We start from the raw sequence: 17942 nt of genomic DNA, 5'->3' as shown, positions 1-17942 counted from the left end.
ACCATGCGGCGCCGCCCCCTGCTTCTTGCGATGCCCGGCCTGCTGGTCCTGCCGGCCCACGCGCAGCGCAAGCGTCCAGCCGAAGTGCCGGAGGCGCTGCGCCTGCAGTCGGAAGCGCAGATGCGTTTCTTCGGCCTGCGCATCTACGACATCCGGCTTTGGGTGTCGGAGCACGTGAACGCGGACAACTGGTCGCGCCAGACCCTGGCGCTCGAGTTGGAGTACGCGCGCAGCCTGAGCGGCCGCGAGATCGCCAAGCGCTCGCTGGTGGAGATGCGGCGCCAGGCCGAGATCAGCGAGGAAAAAGCCCAGCGCTGGCTGGCCGAGATGGAGGCTGCTTTCCCCGACGTCAAGGCCGGCGACCGCATCAGCGGCCTGTTCGAGCCGGGGCGCGGCGTGCAGTTCTTCGTCAACAGCCAGCCGCGCCGGCAGATCGCCGACGCCGAGTTCGCCCGCCTGTTCAGCGGCATCTGGCTGGCGACGCAAAGCTCGGAGCCCGGCATGCGCGAGCAACTCTTGAAACGCCCGGCCGACAGCAGCCAGGCCCGTGGCGAACACCGTGGCCCAAGCAGCCAAGGCTGAAACCCCAAGCGCCGGCCTGGGCCGCGGCCGCGCGGCCGGCCTGCGCTATGGCGGTCTGGGCTTCCCGCTCGCCTTTGTGGCCCTGCCGCTGTACGTCAGCCTGCCGGCGCACTATGCCCAGAACTTCGGCATGCCGCTGGCCTGGCTGGGCGCCCTGCTGCTGGCGGCACGCCTGCTCGATGCCTTGGTCGACCCCTGGATCGGCCGACTTTGCGACCGCTGGCTGAACGAACACCCACGCCGCGTGCTGCCGCTGATGGCCGGGGCAGCTGCCGCCCTGGGCGCAGGTTTCTACGCCCTGTTCTTTCCGCCACTGCGCGAGCCCCAGGGCTTGCTGCTCTGGTGCGGCACCTTTCTGCTCGTCTGCTATGGGGGCTACAGCCTGCTCAGCGTGATGCACCAGACCTGGGGGGCACGCCTGGGCGGCAGCCCGGCCCAGCAAACCCGGGTGGTGGCCTGGCGTGAAGGGCTGTCCCTGGCCGGCGTGATCGCAGCCAGCCTGCTGCCCGGCTGGATCGGCCTGGCCGGCACGGCCGTCGTGCTGGCGGCCGCCCTGGGCCTGAGCCTGCTCCTGCTGCGCTGGGCACCGCGCGCCCTGGCCAGTGGGCCGGCGGTGCGCGCGCGGGCGATTCAGGTGTGGGCTTACCGCGGCTTTCGCCGCCTGCTGGCGGTGTTCCTGCTGAACGGCATTGCGGCGGCGATCCCGGCCACCTTGCTGCTGTTCTTTGTGCGCGACCGGCTGCAAACGCCGCAGGCCGAAGGCCTGTATTTGGCCAGTTATTTCCTGGCCGCCGCGGCCTCTTTGCCGCTGTGGCTGCGCGGGGTGGCGCGCTGGGGTCAGGCCCGCAGCTGGGGCCTGGGCATGGTGCTGGCCGTGGCGGCGTTCGCCTGGGCGGCGGTACTGGGCGCAGGCGACCAGATCGGCTTTGTGGCGGTCTGCCTGGCCAGTGGGGCCGCGCTGGGAGCGGACCTGGCTATTCCGGGCGCCATGCTGGCCGGCGTGATCCAGCGCGCTGGTCTGCATGCCCGCGCCGAGGGCAGCTTCTTCGGCTGGTGGAACGCCGCCAACAAGCTCAATCTCGCGCTGGCTGCCGGTCTGGCCTTGCCCCTGCTTCAGTTGCTGGGCTACACACCGGGCGCCCGCGACGCCGATGCGCTGAACGCCCTGACCCTGTCTTACTGCCTGCTGCCCTGCCTGCTCAAGCTGGCGGCCGCAGCCCTGCTCTACCGCCATTGGATACGCCCGCAAGGGGAGGACCTGCCATGACCACGACCCCCACGACCCGATCCCACCGCCGCCTGCTGCTGGCGAGCGCCGCTGCGGGTGCCTTGAGCCTGTTGGCCGGCTGCGCCTCGGCGCCCCAGCCGGAGGACTACGCCCGCGAAACGCCCACGCTGGATCTGCGCCGCTATTTCAATGGCCCCCTCATCGCCCACGGCATCTTCACCGACCGTGCCGGCAAAGTGCAGCGCCGCTTCATCGTCAAGCTGCAGGGCACATGGACCGGCGACACCGGGGTGCTGGAAGAAGACTTCGAGTACAGCGACGGCAAGCGCGAGCGCCGCGTCTGGACCCTGAAAGACCTGGGCCAGGGCCGCTACAGCGGCACCGCGGCCGATGTGCTGGGCGAGGCCCAGGGCCAGGCCGCCGGCAATGCCCTGCGCTGGGCCTACACGCTCAAGCTGCCGGTCGATGGCAGCGTCTACGAGGTGCAATTCGACGACTGGATGTACCTGGTGGACGAGCGCACCCTGCTGAACAAGGCCAGGATGAGCAAATTCGGCCTTACGCTCGGGGAAGTGACCCTGTCGTTCCAGAAACTCTGAGCAGAACGCGTCCATGTCCCTGAACCCCAAGATCCAGAGCTGGCATGGCCGCACGGTCTGGCTGGTCGGCGCCTCCAGCGGCATTGGCCGGGCGGTGGCGGCCAAGCTGCATGCGGCCGGTGCGCGGGTCATCGTCTCGGCGCGACAGGCCGATCTGCTCAATGACTTCGCCGCCCAGCATCCGGGCGCGCAACCCCTGGCGCTCGACGTGATGAACGAGCAGTCCCTGCTCGCGGCGGTGCAGCAGATCGTGCGCCACCACGGACAGATCGACCTGTGCATGTACTGCGCCGGCTACTACCAGCCCATGCGCGCGCAGCGGTTCTCGCTCAGCGACGCCCTGCGTCATCTGGACATCAACTACATCGGTGCGCTCAAGCTGCTGCAGGCCTTGCTGCCGCAATTGCTGGAGCAATCCCGGCAGGGCAAGCCCGGCCATCTGAGCCTGGTGTCCAGCGTGGCCGGCTACCGCGGCCTGCCCAAATCGCTGGCCTACGGGCCGTCCAAGGCGGCGCTCAGCCACCTGGCCGAGGCGCTGTACCTGGACCTGTCGCCCGAGCACATTGGCGTCTCGGTGATCAACCCCGGCTTTGTGGCCACGCCGTTGACGGCGCAGAACGACTTTGCGATGCCGGCCCTGATCAGCGCCGAACAGGCCGCCAGCGAGATCCTCAAGGGCTGGTCCAAAGGCGAGTTCGAGATCCATTTCCCCAAGCGCTTCACGCTCTGGCTCAAGCTGCTCAGCCACCTCGGACACGGCCTCTACTTTCGCGCCGTGCGGCGCGCCACCGGACTATGAGCACAAGCAACCCCGACCCGCGCGTGCAGGCGGTGATCAAATTCTTCGAACAGCTGCAACCCGCCGACCTGGCGCGACTCGACCAGCTTTACTGCGAAGACGCTTACTTCAAAGACCCGTTCAACGAAGTCCAGAGCCTGGCTGGGGTGCGGCGCATCTTCGCGCACATGTTCGAAACCCTGAACCAGCCCCGCTTTGAGGTGCTGGAGGCGCTGTGCGAGGGGAACCAGTGCTTTCTCGCCTGGGACTTCATCGTCCAGCGCCAGGGTCAGACAGAACCGCTGCGCATCCACGGCAGCAGCCATCTGCGCTTCGCGCCCGACGGCCGCGTGGCCTACCACCGTGACTACTGGGACGCGGCCGAAGAGCTGTACGAAAAACTGCCGCTGCTGGGAGCCTTGATGCGCGCGCTCAAGCGGCGTTTGCGCGCGCACTGAGCTGCGCCGGCCTTTTTGCCTACTTCAACCAGCCCTTGCGGCGGAAGTAGATGAAGGGCGCGGCCACCGAAGCCAGCATCAGACCCAAGGCGAAGGGATAGCCGTACTGCCAGTCGAGCTCGGGCATGGCCTTGAAGTTCATGCCGTAGACGCTGGCGATCAGGGTCGGCGGCAGCAGGGCAACGCTGGCCACCGAGAAGATCTTGATGATCTTGTTCTGGTTGATGTTGATGAAACCAACCGTGGCATCCATCAGGAAGTTGACCTTGTCGAACAAGAAGGCCGTGTGCGAATCGAGCGAGTCAATGTCGCGCAGAATCTGGCGCGACTCCTCGAACTGCTCGGCACTGAGCATGCGGCTGCGCATCATGAAGCTGAGTGCGCGCCGTGTGTCCATGACGTTACGGCGGATGCGTCCGTTCAAGTCTTCCTCGCGCGCGATCGCGGCCAGCACTTCGCCGGCCTCGGTGTCGTTCACGTCCTTTTTCAAGACGCGGGCGCTGACCTTCTCCAGATTGTCGTAAATGCCCTCAAGCACATCGGCCGAGTACTCAGCGTCGGCGTCGTAGAGCTTGAGCAGCACATCCTTGGCGTCTTCGATCAGGGCCGGGATGCGGCGCGCGCGCAGGCGCAGCAGGCGGAACACCGGCAAGTCCTCGTTGTGCACCGAGAACAGCACATTGTTGTAGAGGATGAAGGCGACGCGCACATTGCGCGGGGCCTCGTCGTCATCGATCAAGAAGTCGGAGCGGATGTGCAGTTCGCCGTTGTCTTCTTCGTAGAAACGGGCCGACTCTTCCAGGTCTTCGTCGACGATGTCTTCCGGGATCACCAGGCCGAAGCGGTCACGAATCCAGCCCTTTTCCACCGCCGTCGGGTTCTCCAGATCCACCCACACCGGCCGCGACAGGGCCAGGTCTTCGGCGGTTTCGATTTCTTCCTGGAACAGTCCGCCCTTCAGGCGCCCGTTGTCCAGCGTGAACACATTCAGCATGCAAAAACCTCCAGCGCGCGAGCGCCGTCTCTTGTTCTTTTATCGAGCAGGACGGGCCGAGCGCCGTCCGGGTGTGGGTGTGTGGGGACCCGTCTCACTCCGGACAAGCGACGCGGGCGCGGCTGCAAGACAAAAGGCAAGCGGCGCTGGCGCGTTTGGCGAGGGAGTGGACGGTCACCGAGGGTGATCGCTGTCCAAGAAAGACTCCGTAGCTGGGATTCCATGATTATCACCTCGCCGCGGGGCGCTTTTTGCCCAATCCATCACGCTCTTTGCCAAGCCGCAAAGTCAAACGGACTAAGGCCCTTGTTCTGGCTGTCAAGCACTTGTCACAGTGGCGCTTCAGGTGCAAACTGAATTCGCCGATTCACTACACAAGAGCCCCAGACAGAGACCCAGCGATCCGTTTTTTTCGTTCTTTTCCTGATTTCCGAACTCTCGACTTTCTTTTCGTGAAAGGCCGTTTTATGAATCTGACAATCAGTGGCCACCATTTGGAAGTAACACCGTCTCTGCGTGAGTACGTACTCACCAAGCTAGATCGAGTGACCCGCCATTTCGATCAAGTCGTTGACATCAATGTCTTGCTCACCGTGGAAAAGCAGAAGGAAAAGGAACGTCGGCAAAAGGCCGAAGTGACATTGCACGTCAAGGGACGCGACATCTTCGTCGAGCAATCCAGCGAAGACCTCTACGCCGCCATTGATCAGCTGATGGACAAACTGGACCGCCAGGTGGTGCGCCACAAGGACCGCCTGCAGGACCATCACCACACCTCGGCCAAGCGCCTGATGGAAACGCCAGCGCCCTGAGCCGAACTGTTCGGAGATCGCCCGTCTGTTGAAAGCTTCCAGGCAAGGCATCCTCCAGACGCTCCATCCGTGAGCACAACGCAAGGCGACCTTCGGGTCGCCTTTTCATTGCCCGAGCCCGAAGATCAAGTGGCCGATTTCGTCGGCCTGAATCACCCCTCGCACAGTCGTTGCTGCACCGCAGCAGTTCACGTATTTGTGCACCGCCACTGAATACAGGGGGGCCGGGAAACCGGTGAGCTTTCTATAATTCATCGATTCGACACCGACCAAGCGTCCCGCCCAAGGCCCACCCAGCCGTATGCGACGCTTCGACACCATGAACCGTCTCGCCGCCATCCTTCCCGCCGACAATGTGTTGGTGAATGTGGATGCCTCCAGCAAGAAACGCGTTTTCGAGCAGGCTGGCCTGCTGTTTGAGAACCATCACGCCATCTCGCGCGCGGTGGTGGCGGACAATCTTTTCGCGCGTGAGCGCCTCGGCTCCACCGGCCTCGGTCACGGCGTGGCCATCCCGCACGGCCGCATCAAGGGCCTGAAAAACCCGCTGGCCGCCGTGCTGCGCGTGCAGCAGCCGATCGGTTTTGACGCGCCCGATGACGAACCGGTCAGCCTCTTGATCTTCCTGCTAGTGCCCGAAGCAGCCACGCAGAGGCATCTGGAAATCCTGTCCGAGATCGCCGAAATGCTGTCGGACCGCGACCTGCGCGAGCAGCTCAAGACCGACCCCGAGGCCGCCAATCTGCACCGCCTGATTTCGGCCTGGGAACCGCTGAAGTCGGTCGCCTGAACGGCGACGGCACCCTCACCCACCCGCCCAGCAACGCGCCGCCGAACGATCAGTGAAACCCACCTCCATCAGCGCCGACCGGCTTTTCGAAGAACATCGTGAACGCCTGCGCTGGGAGTGGATTGCCGGCCACGCGCATCCGGAGCGCCGCTTCGACGAAACCGCCGTCCGCGACGCGCAATCGTCGGCCGATCTGGTCGGCTACCTCAATTACATCCACCCCTACCGGGTGCAGCTGGTGGGCCGCCGCGAGGTGGCGTATCTGAGCCAGGCCTCGGGCGAGGTGCTGGACCGCCGCATCTCACGCATCGTCACGCTGGAGCCGCCGGTCATCATCGTCGCCGACGACCAGGCTCCGCCGGACCGTCTGGTCGCCATGTGCGACCGCGCCGAGATCCCGCTCTTCGTCACCCGCGAGTCGGCCGGCCACGTCATCGACGTGGTGCGGGCCTATCTGGCGCAGCTGTTTGCCAACCGCACCACCCGCCACGGCGTCTTCATGGACATCCTGGGCCTGGGCGTGCTGCTGACCGGCGAGTCCGGCCTGGGCAAGAGCGAGCTGGGCCTGGAGCTGATTTCCCGCGGCCACGGCCTGGTGGCCGACGATGCGGTCGATCTGTTCCGCATCTCGCAAACCGCCATCGAGGGCCGCTGCCCCGAGCTGCTGCTCAATCTGCTGGAAGTGCGCGGCATCGGCCTGCTCGACATCAAGGCGATCTTTGGCGAGACAGCCGTGCGCCGCAAGATGCGGCTCAAGCTGATCGTGCACCTGGTGCGCAAGGAAACCATGGAGCGCGACTTCGAGCGCCTGCCCTACGAGCCGCTTTACGAAGACGTGCTGGGCATGCCGGTGCGCAAGGCCATCATCGCCGTGGATGCCGGCCGCAACCTGGCCGTGCTGGTCGAAGCGGCCGTGCGCAACACCGTGCTGCAGCTGCGCGGCATCGACACCTACCGGGAGTTTGTCGAGCGCCATCAGCGGGCGATCGAACAAGGGCAGCACAACGACGATTGAGCGCGTCGGCCGCCGGGCGAATCGCCCTGGCGATCAGCTGCCGCGGTGCGGGCAGTCGGTCTTCACGCAGGCCGCGTACAGGGCCAGGGAATGGTCTTGCAGCTTGAAACCGCGCTCGCGGGCGATGGCGTGCTGGCGCTCCTCGATCTCAGGATCGAAAAACTCCTCCACCCGCCCGCAGGTCAGACAGACCAGATGGTCGTGGTGATGGCCTTCGTTCAGTTCGAACACCGACTTGCCGGATTCGAAATGATTGCGCGAAAGCAATCCGGCCTGCTCGAACTGGGTGAGCACGCGGTACACGGTGGCCAGGCCGATGTCGGCGTCTTCCACCAGCAAGGCTTTGTAGACGTCTTCAGCCGTCATGTGGCGCTGCGCCGTCTTCTGGAAAATCTCCAGAATCTTGATACGCGGCAGGGTGGCTTTCAGGCCACTGTTCTTGATCTCGTCGGTGCGGTTCATGACACTGCTGGGGCCGGCGCGGCCCACCATGGGCCTGCCGCTAGAATGGCCCGATCATAGCCAGCTACGGGCGCCGACCGGCCCAAGCCCCCACAGAATCACGCCATGCGCAGCCCCAAAACACTTGCAATTCCAGCCCGATCCGCAGTTCTGGCGCTGGTCGTCGCCGGCGCCAGCGCCCTCAGTGCCTGCTCCAGCATGCCGAGCCTGGACATGCTCAGCTCGTCGAGCGGCCAGACCATGCTGGAACGCATCACACCGTACAAGCTGGAAGTCGTGCAGGGCAATGTGTTGACCAAGGAGCTGGTGGCTCGCGTCAAACCGGACATGCCGCGCGCCCAGGTGCGCGATCTGCTGGGTTCACCCTTGCTGACCGACCCCTTCCACGCCGAGCGCTGGGACTATGTCTTCACCATCAAACGCCAGGGTACGCTGTACCAGCAACGCAAGGTGGTGGTCTGGTTCAACGGTGATGTCCTGAAGTCGATTGAGGCGCCGGAAGATTTGCCCGGCGAGAACGAGTTCGTTGCCTCCATCAGCTCCAAGGCCGAGCGTCGCGAGCCGCCCAAGCTGGAACTGAGCGAAGCCGAGCGCAAAGCCCTGCCCATTCCCGCCAAGCCCGCCGTGCCGGCCGCCGAGGCCGTGGGCCCGGTGCGCGCCTACCCGCCGCTGGAAAAGAAGTCCTGAAGATGACGACGAGCGTGACCCCACCCCTGCGCATCGCCATCGCTGGCAGTTCCGGTCGCATGGGCCGCATGCTGATCGAAGCCGTGCTGCAGGCACCCGATTGCCAGCTCAGCGCGGCGCTTGACCGGCCGGGCACGCCCTCGCTGGGCCAGGATGCCGGCGCTTTCCTCGGCAAGATCTGCGGCGTGGCCATCAGCGACGATGTGCGCGCTGCGCTGCAAGCCAGCGATGTGCTGATCGATTTCACCCGCCCCGAGGGCACCCTGGCCCATCTGGCCCTCTGCGCCGAGCTGGGCGTCAAGCTGGTGATCGGCACCACCGGTTTCGATGCCCAGCAGAAGGCGCAGATCGGCGCCCTAGCCGCACGCACCGGCGTGATGATGGCGCCCAATATGAGCGTCGGCGTCAATGTGGTGCTGGGCCTGCTGGACCGCGCGGCGCGCGCGCTCAGCGAAGGCTATGACATCGAGATCATCGAAGCCCACCATCGCCACAAGGTCGATGCCCCCAGCGGCACCGCCCTGGCCATGGGTGAGGCCGTGGCCCAGGCCCTGGGCCGCGACCTCAAGGCCTGCGCCATCTACGGCCGCGAAGGCGTCACCGGCGAGCGTGATCCCTCGACCATCGGCTTTGCCACCGTGCGCGGCGGCGACATCATCGGCGACCACACCGTGCTGTTCGCCGGCATCGGCGAGCGCATCGAGATCAGCCACAAGGCCAGCAGCCGCGCCACCTTTGCCCAGGGCAGCCTGCGCGCTGCGCGCTTCCTGGCCAGCCAGGGCCCGGGCCTCTACGACATGAATGATGTCCTGGGGTTCAAGGGATGATGGGCGGCTTCCAAGGTTTCTGGGACCAAGGCGATGCGGTCACGCGCGGCGTGGCCCTGCTCATGCTGCTGATGTCGGTCAGCGCCTGGGTGCTGATCCTTTGGAAAAGCTGGACCCTGCAGCGTGCGCGCCGCAGCCTGGCACGCGCCGTGCCGGCTTTTTGGGATGCGAACGATCTCGACTCGGGCCGCACTGCCCTGCAGAACTTTGATGCCGAAGGCCTGCTCCTGCCCCTGCTGGACGCGGCCACCAGCGACACCCGCAGCGGCACCCTGGATGCCGCAGGCCACGCCCATTCCCGCCTGACTCGCCGCCTGCGCGACGCACTGCACGGCGTTCTGCAGCGCCTGCAGTTCGGCCAGGTGCTGCTCGCTTCGATCGGCAGCACCGCGCCCTTCGTCGGACTGTTCGGCACGGTCTGGGGCATTTACCACGCCCTGGTCAGCATTTCGGCCAGCGGCAATCTGAGCATGGACCGCGTCTCCGGCCCTGTAGGCGAAGCGCTGATCATGACCGCCGCCGGCCTGGCCGTGGCGATCCCGGCCGTGCTGGCCTACAACGTCTTCGGCAAGCTGCTCGGCGCTTGCGAGGCCGAGCTGGAAGGCTTTGCGCACGACCTGCGCGAAATGTTCAGCGATGCGCCGGCGCAACCGTGAGCGAGCAGCGCCAGCCACGCGCCGCCGGAGCCTGAGATGAGCTTCGGCCGCCTGGAACGCCGCGACAGCCCCAAGCCCATGGGCGAGATCAACATGACGCCGCTGATCGACGTCATGCTGGTGCTGCTGGTGATCTTCATGATCGCCGCGCCGCTGATGAGCAACTCCCTGCGCCTGGACCTGCCCAAGAGTGAGGCCGCCACACCGGGCGACACGCCGCAGTTCATCGCCCTGGCCGTGGCACCCGATGGCGCGCTCTACCTGGGCGAAGAAAAGCTCGACGCCGCCACCTTGCAACAACGCCTCAAGACCCTGGGCGCCGGCCGGCCCGAGCTGGAGGTGCAGCTGCGTGCCGATCAGGCTGCGCCCTACGGCGCGGTGGCCCAGCTGATCGGCTGGTGCCAGGCCGCCGGCCTGCACCGCATGGCCTTCGTCACCGACGCTGACACCGCGCCCACGCCCCTACCGAAGCAGCCCTGAGCGGCAGCCCGGCCCACGACTTTTACAATCGGCGCACTTCGCACCGAGCCCACCATGAACGAAAAGTACACCCCTTCCGAGGTCGAACAGGCCGCACGCTCCCACTGGCAAGCCCGTGACGCTTACCGCGTGGTCGAGGATCAGAGCAAGCCCAAGTTCTACGCCTGCTCCATGCTGCCCTACCCCAGCGGCAAGCTGCACATGGGCCATGTGCGCAACTACACGATCAACGACATGCTCACGCGCCAGCTGCGCATGAAGGGCTACAACGTGCTCATGCCCATGGGCTGGGACGCCTTCGGCCTGCCGGCCGAAAACGCCGCGATGAAGGGCAAGGTGCCGCCGGCGCAGTGGACCTACTCCAACATCGCCTACATGAAGACCCAGATGCAGGCCATGGGCCTGGCCATCGACTGGTCTCGAGAAATCGCCACCTGCCAGCCCGAGTACTACAAGTGGAACCAGTGGCTGTTCCTGAAGATGCTCGAAAAGGGCATCGCCGAGCGCCGCACCCAGGTCGTCAACTGGGACCCGGTGGACCAGACCGTGCTGGCCAATGAGCAGGTGATCGACGGCCGCGGCTGGCGTTCGGGTGCGCTGGTCGAAAAGCGCGAGATCCCCGGCTACTACCTCAAGATCACCGACTACGCCGAAGAGCTGCTGGCCGCCGTGGCCAACCCCGAGGACAAGAACTACCTGTCCGGCTGGCCCGAACGCGTGCGCCTCATGCAGGAGAACTGGATCGGCAAGAGCCAGGGCCTGCGCTTCGCCTTCCCCCATGAAATCAAGGGTGCCGATGGTGCGCTGATCCAGGACGGCAAGCTCTACGTCTTCACCACCCGTGCCGACACCATCATGGGTGTGACCTTCTGCGCCGTGGCGCCGGAGCACCCGCTGGCCGCGCACGCCGCCGCAGGCCATGCCGAGCTGGCCGCCTTCATCGAGGAATGCAAGCAGGGCGGCACGACCGAGGCCGAGCTGGCCACGCAAGAGAAGAAGGGCATGCCCACGGGCCTCGTGGTCACGCACCCGCTGACCGGCGCGCAGGTGCCGGTCTGGGTCGGCAACTATGTGCTGATGAGCTATGGCGACGGCGCCGTCATGGGCGTGCCGGCGCATGACGAGCGCGATTTCGCCTTTGCCAACAAGTACGGCATAGCGATCAAGCAGGTCGTGGCCGTCGAGGGTCAGACCTTCTCGACCAGCACCTGGGCCGACTGGTTCGGCGACAAGTCGCAAGGCGTCTGCGTCAACTCCGGCGTGCTCGACGGCCTGAGCCACAAGGCCGCGGTCGACAAGGTGGCCGAGCTGCTTGGCGCCAAGGGCCTGGGCGAGAAGAAGACCACCTGGCGCCTGCGCGACTGGGGCGTGAGCCGCCAGCGCTACTGGGGCACGCCCATCCCCATCATCCACTGCGAGGAGCATGGCGCGGTGCCGGTGCCCGAGAAGGACCTGCCGGTCGTGCTGCCCGAGGAGTGCATCCCGGACGGCAGCGGCAATCCGCTGAACAAGCACAGCGCCTTCCTGAACGTGCCCTGCCCGGTCTGCGGCAAGCCCGCCCGCCGCGAGACCGACACCATGGACACCTTCGTGGATTCGTCCTGGTATTTCATGCGTTACTGCGACGCGCAAAACCAGGACGCCATGGTCGGCGCCGGCACCGAGTACTGGATGCGCCAAGGCGCCGCCATGGACCAGTACATCGGCGGCATCGAGCACGCCATCCTGCACCTGCTCTACGCCCGCTTCTGGACCAAGGTCATGCGCGACCTGGGCCTGGTCAAGATCGACGAGCCCTTCACCAAGCTGCTGACCCAGGGCATGGTGCTCAAGGGCGCGTTCTTCCAGAAGCCGGCCGATGCAGGCAAGAACTACTTCTGGGAGCACGAGGTCAACGTCCAGACCAACGAGCATGGCCAGGTCATCGGCGGCACGCTGAAAGCCGACGGCTCGGCGCTCGAGTACGAGATGACGACCATGTCGAAGTCGAAGAACAACGGCGTCGACCCGCAGGAGCTGATCAACCAGTACGGCGCCGACACGGCCCGTCTGTTCGTAATGTTCGCGTCGCCGCCGGAGCAGACCCTGGAGTGGAACGACGCCGGCGTCGAGGGCGCCCACCGCTTCCTCAAGCGCGTCTGGGGCTTCGGCGCCAAGAACGAGGCCGCCATCCAGGCCGGCGGCCGCGACTACGCCGCCCTGAACGGCGAGGGCAAGGCCCTGCGCCGCGAGGTGCATCTGGTGCTGAAGCAGATCAGCTACGACTACGAGCGCATGCAGTACAACACCGTGGTCTCGGGTGCCATGAAGTTGCTGAACGCGCTGGAAGGCTTCAAGGCCCAGGGCCAGGATGCGGCCGTGCGTGAAGGCTTCTCGGTGCTGCTGCGCGTGCTCTACCCCGCCTGCCCGCACCTGACCCACGCCCTCTGGCAAGACCTGGGCTATGCCGCCGAGCTGGGTGACCTGCTCGACGCGCCCTGGCCGAGCGTGGACGAAGCTGCCCTGGTGCAGGACGAGATCGAGCTGATGCTGCAGGTCAACGGCAAGCTGCGTGGCGCCATCAAGGTGCCGGCCGCCGCCGACAAGGCCGCCATCGAAGCCGTGGCCCTGGCCAGCGAAGACTTCGCCAAGTTCAGCGAAGGCAAGGCGCCCAAGAAGGTCATCATCGTGCCCGGCCGCCTGGTCAATCTGGTCGTCTGACGATGAACCCCCTGCTGCAGCGCCGCCACCTGCTCCTGGCCGCCGCCACTGCCCCGCTGGTGGGCTGCGGCTTCGAGCTGCGCCGCGAGCCGGAGTTCCTGTTCCGCAGCCTGGCGCTGAGCGGCTTCAAGCCGGGCTCGCCGCTGGCGGCCGATCTGAAGCGGCAGCTCTCGCGCACCGCGCTGCTGATGGTGGAAGACGCCAACCGCGCCGAGGTGGTGCTGGAGGTGCTGCGCGATGCGCGCGAGAAATCGGTGGTGGTGTCCACCAGCGCCGGCCAGGTGCGTGAGTGGCAGCTGCGGGTCAATTTCGACTACCTGCTGCGCGTGCCCTCGGGCGAGCTGCTGCTGCCGCGCACCGAGCTGCGCATGACGCGCGAAATGAACTACACAGAAAGCGCGGCCCTGGCCAAGGAGCAGGAAGAAGCCCAGCTCTACCGGGCCATGCAGTCCGACGCGGTGGCGCAGATCATGCGCCGCCTCTCGGCCGTGCGCTTGCCCGCCTGAGCTCGGCTGACCCAGGTTCTACGCATGCAACTGCGCCCTGACGCCCTCAAGCCCCAGCTCGCCAAGGCGCTGCGGCCCATCTACACCGTCTACGGCGACGAGCCCCTGCTCGCCCAGGAGGCGGCCGATGCCATCCGCGCGGCGGCGCGCGCCCAGGGCTATGGCGAGCGCAAGGTCTTCACCGTTGCCGGCGCCTATTTCGACTGGGGCCCGGTGCTCGGCGCGGCGCAGGCCATGAGCTTGTTTGCCGAGCGCCAGCTGATCGAGATCCGCATCCCCGGCGGCAAGCCCGGCAAGGACGGCTCCGAGGCGCTGCAGCGTTACTGCGCCCAGCTGCCCGAGGACGTGGTGACCCTGGTCACCCTGCCCAAGCTGGACAAGACGCAGATGAACAGCGCCTGGTTCCAGGCCCTGGACGGTGCCGGCGTCTGCGTGCGCGTGGACCCGATCGAACGCCGCGCCCTGCCGCAGTGGATCGCCCAGCGTCTGGTCCAGCAAGGCCAGCGCGTCGAAGATGGCGAGGCCGGCCAGCGCACCCTGGCCTTTTTTGCCGACCGGGTCGAGGGCAATCTGCTCGCCGCCCACCAGGAATTGCAAAAGCTCGCCCTGCTGCACCCGCCGGGTCTGCTGAGCTTTGAGCAGATCGAGGCGGCCGTGCTCAATGTCGCCCGCTACGACGTGTTCAAGCTCAGCGAAGCGGTGCTCGGCGGCCAAGTCGCCCGCGTGCTGCGCATGCTGGAAGGCCTGGAAGCCGAGGGCGAGGCCGCCGTGCTGGTGCACTGGAGCCTGGCCGAGGACATCCGCGCGCTCAAGCGCGTGCGCGACGCCGTCGATGCCGGCAAGCCCTTGCCCATGGCCATGCGCGAAGCGCGCGTCTGGGGGCCCAAGGAACGCTTGTTCGAGCGCATCGTGCCCAGCCTGCACAGCGGCGACCTGAGCCGGCTGGTGGCCGCCGCGCAGATCTGCGACGGCCTGGTCAAAGGCCTGCGCCACCCCGAGTGGCCGCTGGAGCCCTGGGCTGGCCTGCGCCGCCTGGCCCTGATGCTGGTGGAGACCACGGCCACGCGCACGCCTCGCCTGGCCTTGCGAGGCTGAGAGCGCCCGGTCATTCGCGCCGGGGCATCAAGTCGCGCAGGGCAATGCCGATACAGTCGCTGAGCGGCGCATCCGGCGCGGCTTGGCCCTGCGCCGATGCGTTGAGCCGCTGACTCAGCCCCTCCCCCAAGACCAGGCACCACGATGAATTCATGGCTCAGGCGCCGCCCCTCACCCTCGCGCCCGCCTGCGGCCCCGGCGGCACAGATGGCTTGGCCGGGCTTGCGGCCCTCCATACTGCAGCTCATCGGCTGTTTGCTTGGCTTGAGCACCGCAGCCGCGGCCCAAGCCGCCGGCTGGACGCTCAGCGTGCAGAACGCCAGCGGCCAGCCATTGGGCGATGTCGCCATGGCCGTGGAAGTGAAAGGCCAGACCGGCCGTGCCGGCGCGGGCAGCGTGGCCCAGATGGAGCAGCGCCAGCGCCAGTTCCAGCCTTTCGTGCTGGTGGTGCAGACGGGCACGGCCGTCAACTTCCCAAACTTCGACACCGTGCGCCACCATGTCTACTCCTTCTCGGCGGCCAAGAAGTTCGACCTCAAGCTCTACACCGGCACCCCGACCGATCCGGTGCTGTTCGACAAGCCCGGCGTCGCCACCCTGGGCTGCAATATCCACGATGAGATGAGCGCCCATATCGTCATCGTCGACACGCCCTTCTTCGGCAAGAGCAATGCCCAGGGCCAGCTGCGCCTGGAGTTGCCGCCCGGCGAGCATGTGCTCAAGGTCTGGCACCCGAGGTTGGGCAGCCCGCTGCTGAGCAGCTTTCCGCTGCGCCTGGTTCCCGGCCAGGAACCAGCGCCCCTGCAACTGCCGCTGCGCTGAAGCGCCATGAAGCTGCCTGCTTTCCTCCATCTGCGTCGGCTTGAAGGCCGCATCGTCGCCCTCTTCCTGGCCCTGCTGGTGCTGGTGCAGCTGACCAGCTGGATGATCACCTACGCCAACATCCGCCGCAGCACCGAGGTGGCGGTGGAGGCGGAACTGAAAACCGGCCAGCGCATGCTCGGCCATCTGCTGGCTCAGGATGCGCAGCAGCGCGTGGCCGTGCTGCGCCAGCTGGAGAACAACCACGGCATCCGCAGCGTGCTGGCCGAAGCCGCCGGCATGCCGGCGACGGAGTTTGCCGACACCTTGTTCAGCGCACTCGATTCCAAGAACAGCCAGCTGGTCGACGCCAGTGTGATCGCCTACGTCTCGGCCGATTTCCGCCTGGTCACCGCCACCCGGCCGCAGGCCGAGGCCTTTGTCGCCCTGCTGCCTGCCCTGATCCAGGCCAAGGAGGCCGAGGACGCCGGCAACGAGCCCAGCGGCCGCGCCAGCCTGGCCCTGGTGGGCGGGCGGGCGTATCAGCTGGTGTTTGTGCCGGTGAAGGCCGCCGGCCTGGGTGGCTGGTTGATGATGGCCGTGGACCTGCAGTCCGAGCCCTTGCGCGAACTGCAAACCCTCTCGGGCCTGCGCAGCGTCTTTCTGCTGCGCCCGGCCGAGGGCCAGGCCTGGGCACCGCTGGGCAGCGTGCTCGATGCGGCCACCACCGGCCAGGTGGCGGGCCAGGTACAGGCCGCCGAGCCCACCTTCAGCCTGCAACTGGGCGAGGAAGAAATGCGCGGCCTCTACGTGCCCCTGCTGCGCTCGGGTGATCAGCAGCTGGCCGTCCTGCTGCTGCGCTCCTTCGACCAGGCGTTCGAGTCCTACCGCACCCTGCGCCAGACCCTGGGCACGTTGACCGTGCTGGGCATCCTGGCCTTTGCCCTGGGCAGCGTGCTGACGGCGCGCCGCATCAGCCGGCCGATCAAGACCCTCGCCGATTCGGCCGAGCGCCTGGGGGCCGGCGACTACGCCACGCCGGTGGCCCAGGATGGCAGCGCCGACGAGGTGGGCGATCTGGCCCGCGCCTTCGAGGCCATGCGCCAGGGCATCCAGCAGCGCGACGCCAGCCTCAACGAGCTGGCCTTTCAGGACCAGCTGACACGCCTGCCCAACCGCGCCGGTTTTGTGCAGGTGCTGGAGCGCTGGCTGAACGGCCATGCCGAGGCACCCTGCGCGGTGCTGACCTTGGGCCTGGACCGCTTCAAGCATGTCAACGATGTGCAAGGCCATGATTTCGGCGACCTGCTGCTGCAGAAAGTGGCACAGCGCCTGCAAGCGCTCTTGCCGGCCAGCGAAGACGCCCTGGCCCGGCTCAACGGCGACGAGTTTGCCCTGCTGCTGAGCCAGGCCGATGAAAGCGCAGCCCTGGCCCTGGCCGATGCCATCCATCGCGATTTCGAACGCCCGCTGCGCATCAAGGACCAGACCGTGGATCTGAGCGCCGGCATCGGTCTGGCCCTGGCGCCCGCCCACGGCCGCGAGGCCAAGCAGTTGCTCAGCCGCGCCACCCTGGCCATGTTCGAGGCCAAGAAGCGGCAGAACGGCAGCGTCTTCTACAGCGCCAGCCTGGACGCCGGCAGTCAGGAATCGCTGTCCCTGCTGAGCGAGCTGCGCCACGCCGTGGAGGCCGGCGAGCTGCGCCTCTACCTGCAGCCCAAGGTCGACCTGCAAAGCGGCCGCATCATCAGTGCCGAAGCCCTGGTGCGCTGGCAGCATCCCGAGCGCGGCCTGGTGCCGCCCATGCAGTTCATTCCCTTTGCCGAGCAGACCGGTTTCATCCGCGCCCTGACGGCCTGGGTGATCGAAGCCTCGGCCGCCGCCTGGGCGCAGGCGCGCGCGCAAGACCTGGCCCTGCGCATCAGCGTCAACCTGTCCACCCGCGACCTGCTGGACCAGGACCTGCCGGCCAAGATCCAGGCCATGCTCGATGCTCACGGCGCGCGCAGCGATGCGCTGTGTCTGGAGATCACCGAGAGCGCCATCATGGATGACCCGCAACGCGCCCTGCACACTTTGCAGCAACTGCAGGAGCGCGGTTTCAAGATGTCCATCGACGACTTCGGCACCGGCTACTCCTCGCTGGCTTATCTGAAGCGCCTGCCCGTCCATGAACTCAAGATCGACAAGAGCTTCGTCATGGCCATGGAGAGCGATCTGGGCGATGCCAAGATCGTGCGCTCGACCATCGAGCTGGCCCACAACCTGGGCCTGAGCGTGGTGGCCGAAGGCGTCGAAAGCGCCAAGGCCTGGCGCCTGCTGGCTGCACTGGGCTGCGATGAGGGTCAGGGTTATTTCATCGCCAAGCCCATGCCTCAAGAGCAGTTCCTGGATTGGCTCAGGGCCTGGCGTGCCCCCGAAATCGGCAGCATCGGCGCCGACACCATGCTCAGCCAGCTCGACTGAGCACCG

At 66.7% G+C, this 17942-nt stretch carries 19 protein-coding genes; 17 read left to right on the top strand and 2 right to left on the bottom strand.

Annotated features, from left to right (window positions below; genetic code table 11):
* Positions 1-3 precede the first annotated feature (3 nt).
* The 5 genes from OOB33_RS06305 to OOB33_RS06285 are packed head-to-tail and all read left to right on the top strand — an operon-like array spanning position 4 to position 3645.
* Positions 4-582, top strand: a complete 579-nt coding sequence (locus OOB33_RS06305) for a chalcone isomerase family protein (RefSeq protein ID WP_271008067.1) — start codon at positions 4-6, stop codon at positions 580-582.
* Entirely contained in the window at positions 548-1849 is a 1302-nt protein-coding gene (locus tag OOB33_RS06300) for an MFS transporter (RefSeq protein ID WP_333780318.1), read from the top strand. The genes OOB33_RS06305 and OOB33_RS06300 overlap by 35 nt, the downstream gene beginning before the upstream one ends.
* A complete protein-coding gene (locus OOB33_RS06295) occupies positions 1846-2409 on the top strand; it encodes a DUF3833 domain-containing protein (RefSeq protein WP_271008066.1) in 564 nt (187 codons plus the stop codon). Before OOB33_RS06300 ends, OOB33_RS06295 begins: the two co-directional genes overlap by 4 nt.
* Positions 2410-2422: 13 nt before the next feature.
* Positions 2423-3208: an SDR family NAD(P)-dependent oxidoreductase gene (locus tag OOB33_RS06290; RefSeq protein WP_271008065.1), complete on the top strand. Its 786-nt coding sequence runs from the start codon at positions 2423-2425 to the stop codon at positions 3206-3208.
* Positions 3205-3645 carry a nuclear transport factor 2 family protein gene (locus OOB33_RS06285; protein WP_102768421.1) on the top strand — a complete coding sequence of 147 codons (441 nt, stop codon included), beginning with the start codon at positions 3205-3207 and terminating at the stop codon, positions 3643-3645. The genes OOB33_RS06290 and OOB33_RS06285 overlap by 4 nt, the downstream gene beginning before the upstream one ends.
* Positions 3646-3664: 19 nt before the next feature.
* Here the strand turns inward: OOB33_RS06285 and corA are convergent, their stop codons facing one another.
* Entirely contained in the window at positions 3665-4639 is a 975-nt protein-coding gene (corA, locus tag OOB33_RS06280; RefSeq protein ID WP_102768422.1) for a magnesium/cobalt transporter CorA, read from the bottom strand.
* A gap of 467 nt (positions 4640-5106) precedes the next feature.
* Here corA and hpf point away from each other — a divergent pair, with 467 nt between their 5' ends.
* The 3 genes from hpf to hprK all read left to right on the top strand — a co-directional run bounded on the left by hpf (position 5107) and on the right by hprK (position 7256).
* Entirely contained in the window at positions 5107-5451 is a 345-nt protein-coding gene (gene hpf, locus OOB33_RS06275; protein WP_102768423.1) for a ribosome hibernation-promoting factor, HPF/YfiA family, read from the top strand.
* Positions 5452-5770: 319 nt separating this feature from the next.
* Positions 5771-6241: a PTS IIA-like nitrogen regulatory protein PtsN gene (ptsN, locus tag OOB33_RS06270; protein ID WP_102768425.1), complete on the top strand. Its 471-nt coding sequence runs from the start codon at positions 5771-5773 to the stop codon at positions 6239-6241.
* A 52-nt stretch (positions 6242-6293) separates the two neighbouring features.
* A complete protein-coding gene (hprK, locus tag OOB33_RS06265) occupies positions 6294-7256 on the top strand; it encodes an HPr(Ser) kinase/phosphatase (RefSeq protein WP_102768426.1) in 963 nt (320 codons plus the stop codon).
* A 33-nt stretch (positions 7257-7289) separates the two neighbouring features.
* Here hprK and fur read toward each other — a convergent pair whose 3' ends face one another.
* Complete coding sequence (gene fur / locus OOB33_RS06260; RefSeq protein ID WP_171827135.1) at positions 7290-7718, bottom strand: ferric iron uptake transcriptional regulator; 429 nt, start codon at positions 7716-7718, stop codon at positions 7290-7292.
* A 105-nt stretch (positions 7719-7823) separates the two neighbouring features.
* Here fur and OOB33_RS06255 point away from each other — a divergent pair, with 105 nt between their 5' ends.
* From OOB33_RS06255 to OOB33_RS06215, 9 genes are all read left to right on the top strand, one after another.
* A complete protein-coding gene (locus OOB33_RS06255; RefSeq protein ID WP_271008064.1) occupies positions 7824-8405 on the top strand; it encodes an outer membrane protein assembly factor BamE in 582 nt (193 codons plus the stop codon).
* Between the two features lie 2 nt (positions 8406-8407).
* Positions 8408-9232, top strand: a complete 825-nt coding sequence (gene dapB / locus OOB33_RS06250) for a 4-hydroxy-tetrahydrodipicolinate reductase (RefSeq protein WP_102768428.1) — start codon at positions 8408-8410, stop codon at positions 9230-9232.
* Positions 9232-9888, top strand: coding sequence for a MotA/TolQ/ExbB proton channel family protein (locus tag OOB33_RS06245; RefSeq protein ID WP_102768429.1), 657 nt, complete (start codon positions 9232-9234; stop codon positions 9886-9888). Before dapB ends, OOB33_RS06245 begins: the two co-directional genes overlap by 1 nt.
* Positions 9889-9924: 36 nt before the next feature.
* Positions 9925-10368: an ExbD/TolR family protein gene (locus OOB33_RS06240; RefSeq protein ID WP_102768430.1), complete on the top strand. Its 444-nt coding sequence runs from the start codon at positions 9925-9927 to the stop codon at positions 10366-10368.
* A gap of 54 nt (positions 10369-10422) precedes the next feature.
* A complete protein-coding gene (gene leuS, locus OOB33_RS06235; protein WP_271008063.1) occupies positions 10423-13068 on the top strand; it encodes a leucine--tRNA ligase in 2646 nt (881 codons plus the stop codon).
* A gap of 2 nt (positions 13069-13070) precedes the next feature.
* On the top strand, positions 13071-13574 hold the full coding sequence (locus OOB33_RS06230) for an LPS-assembly lipoprotein LptE (RefSeq protein ID WP_271008062.1): 504 nt from the start codon (positions 13071-13073) through the stop codon (positions 13572-13574).
* A gap of 24 nt (positions 13575-13598) precedes the next feature.
* Positions 13599-14669: a DNA polymerase III subunit delta gene (holA, locus tag OOB33_RS06225; RefSeq protein WP_102768433.1), complete on the top strand. Its 1071-nt coding sequence runs from the start codon at positions 13599-13601 to the stop codon at positions 14667-14669.
* A 264-nt stretch (positions 14670-14933) separates the two neighbouring features.
* Positions 14934-15491 (top strand): methylamine utilization protein, encoded by a 558-nt coding sequence (locus OOB33_RS06220; RefSeq protein ID WP_133155219.1) that lies wholly within the window; start codon positions 14934-14936, stop codon positions 15489-15491.
* A 6-nt stretch (positions 15492-15497) separates the two neighbouring features.
* On the top strand, positions 15498-17936 hold the full coding sequence (locus OOB33_RS06215) for a putative bifunctional diguanylate cyclase/phosphodiesterase (protein WP_271008061.1): 2439 nt from the start codon (positions 15498-15500) through the stop codon (positions 17934-17936).
* Positions 17937-17942 lie beyond the last annotated feature (6 nt).

The organism is Paucibacter sp. B51 (assembly GCF_027863535.1).
Classification (GTDB): domain Bacteria; phylum Pseudomonadota; class Gammaproteobacteria; order Burkholderiales; family Burkholderiaceae_C; genus Paucibacter_A; species Paucibacter_A aquatilis.
This window is presented reverse-complemented; position numbering and strand designations above follow the sequence as displayed.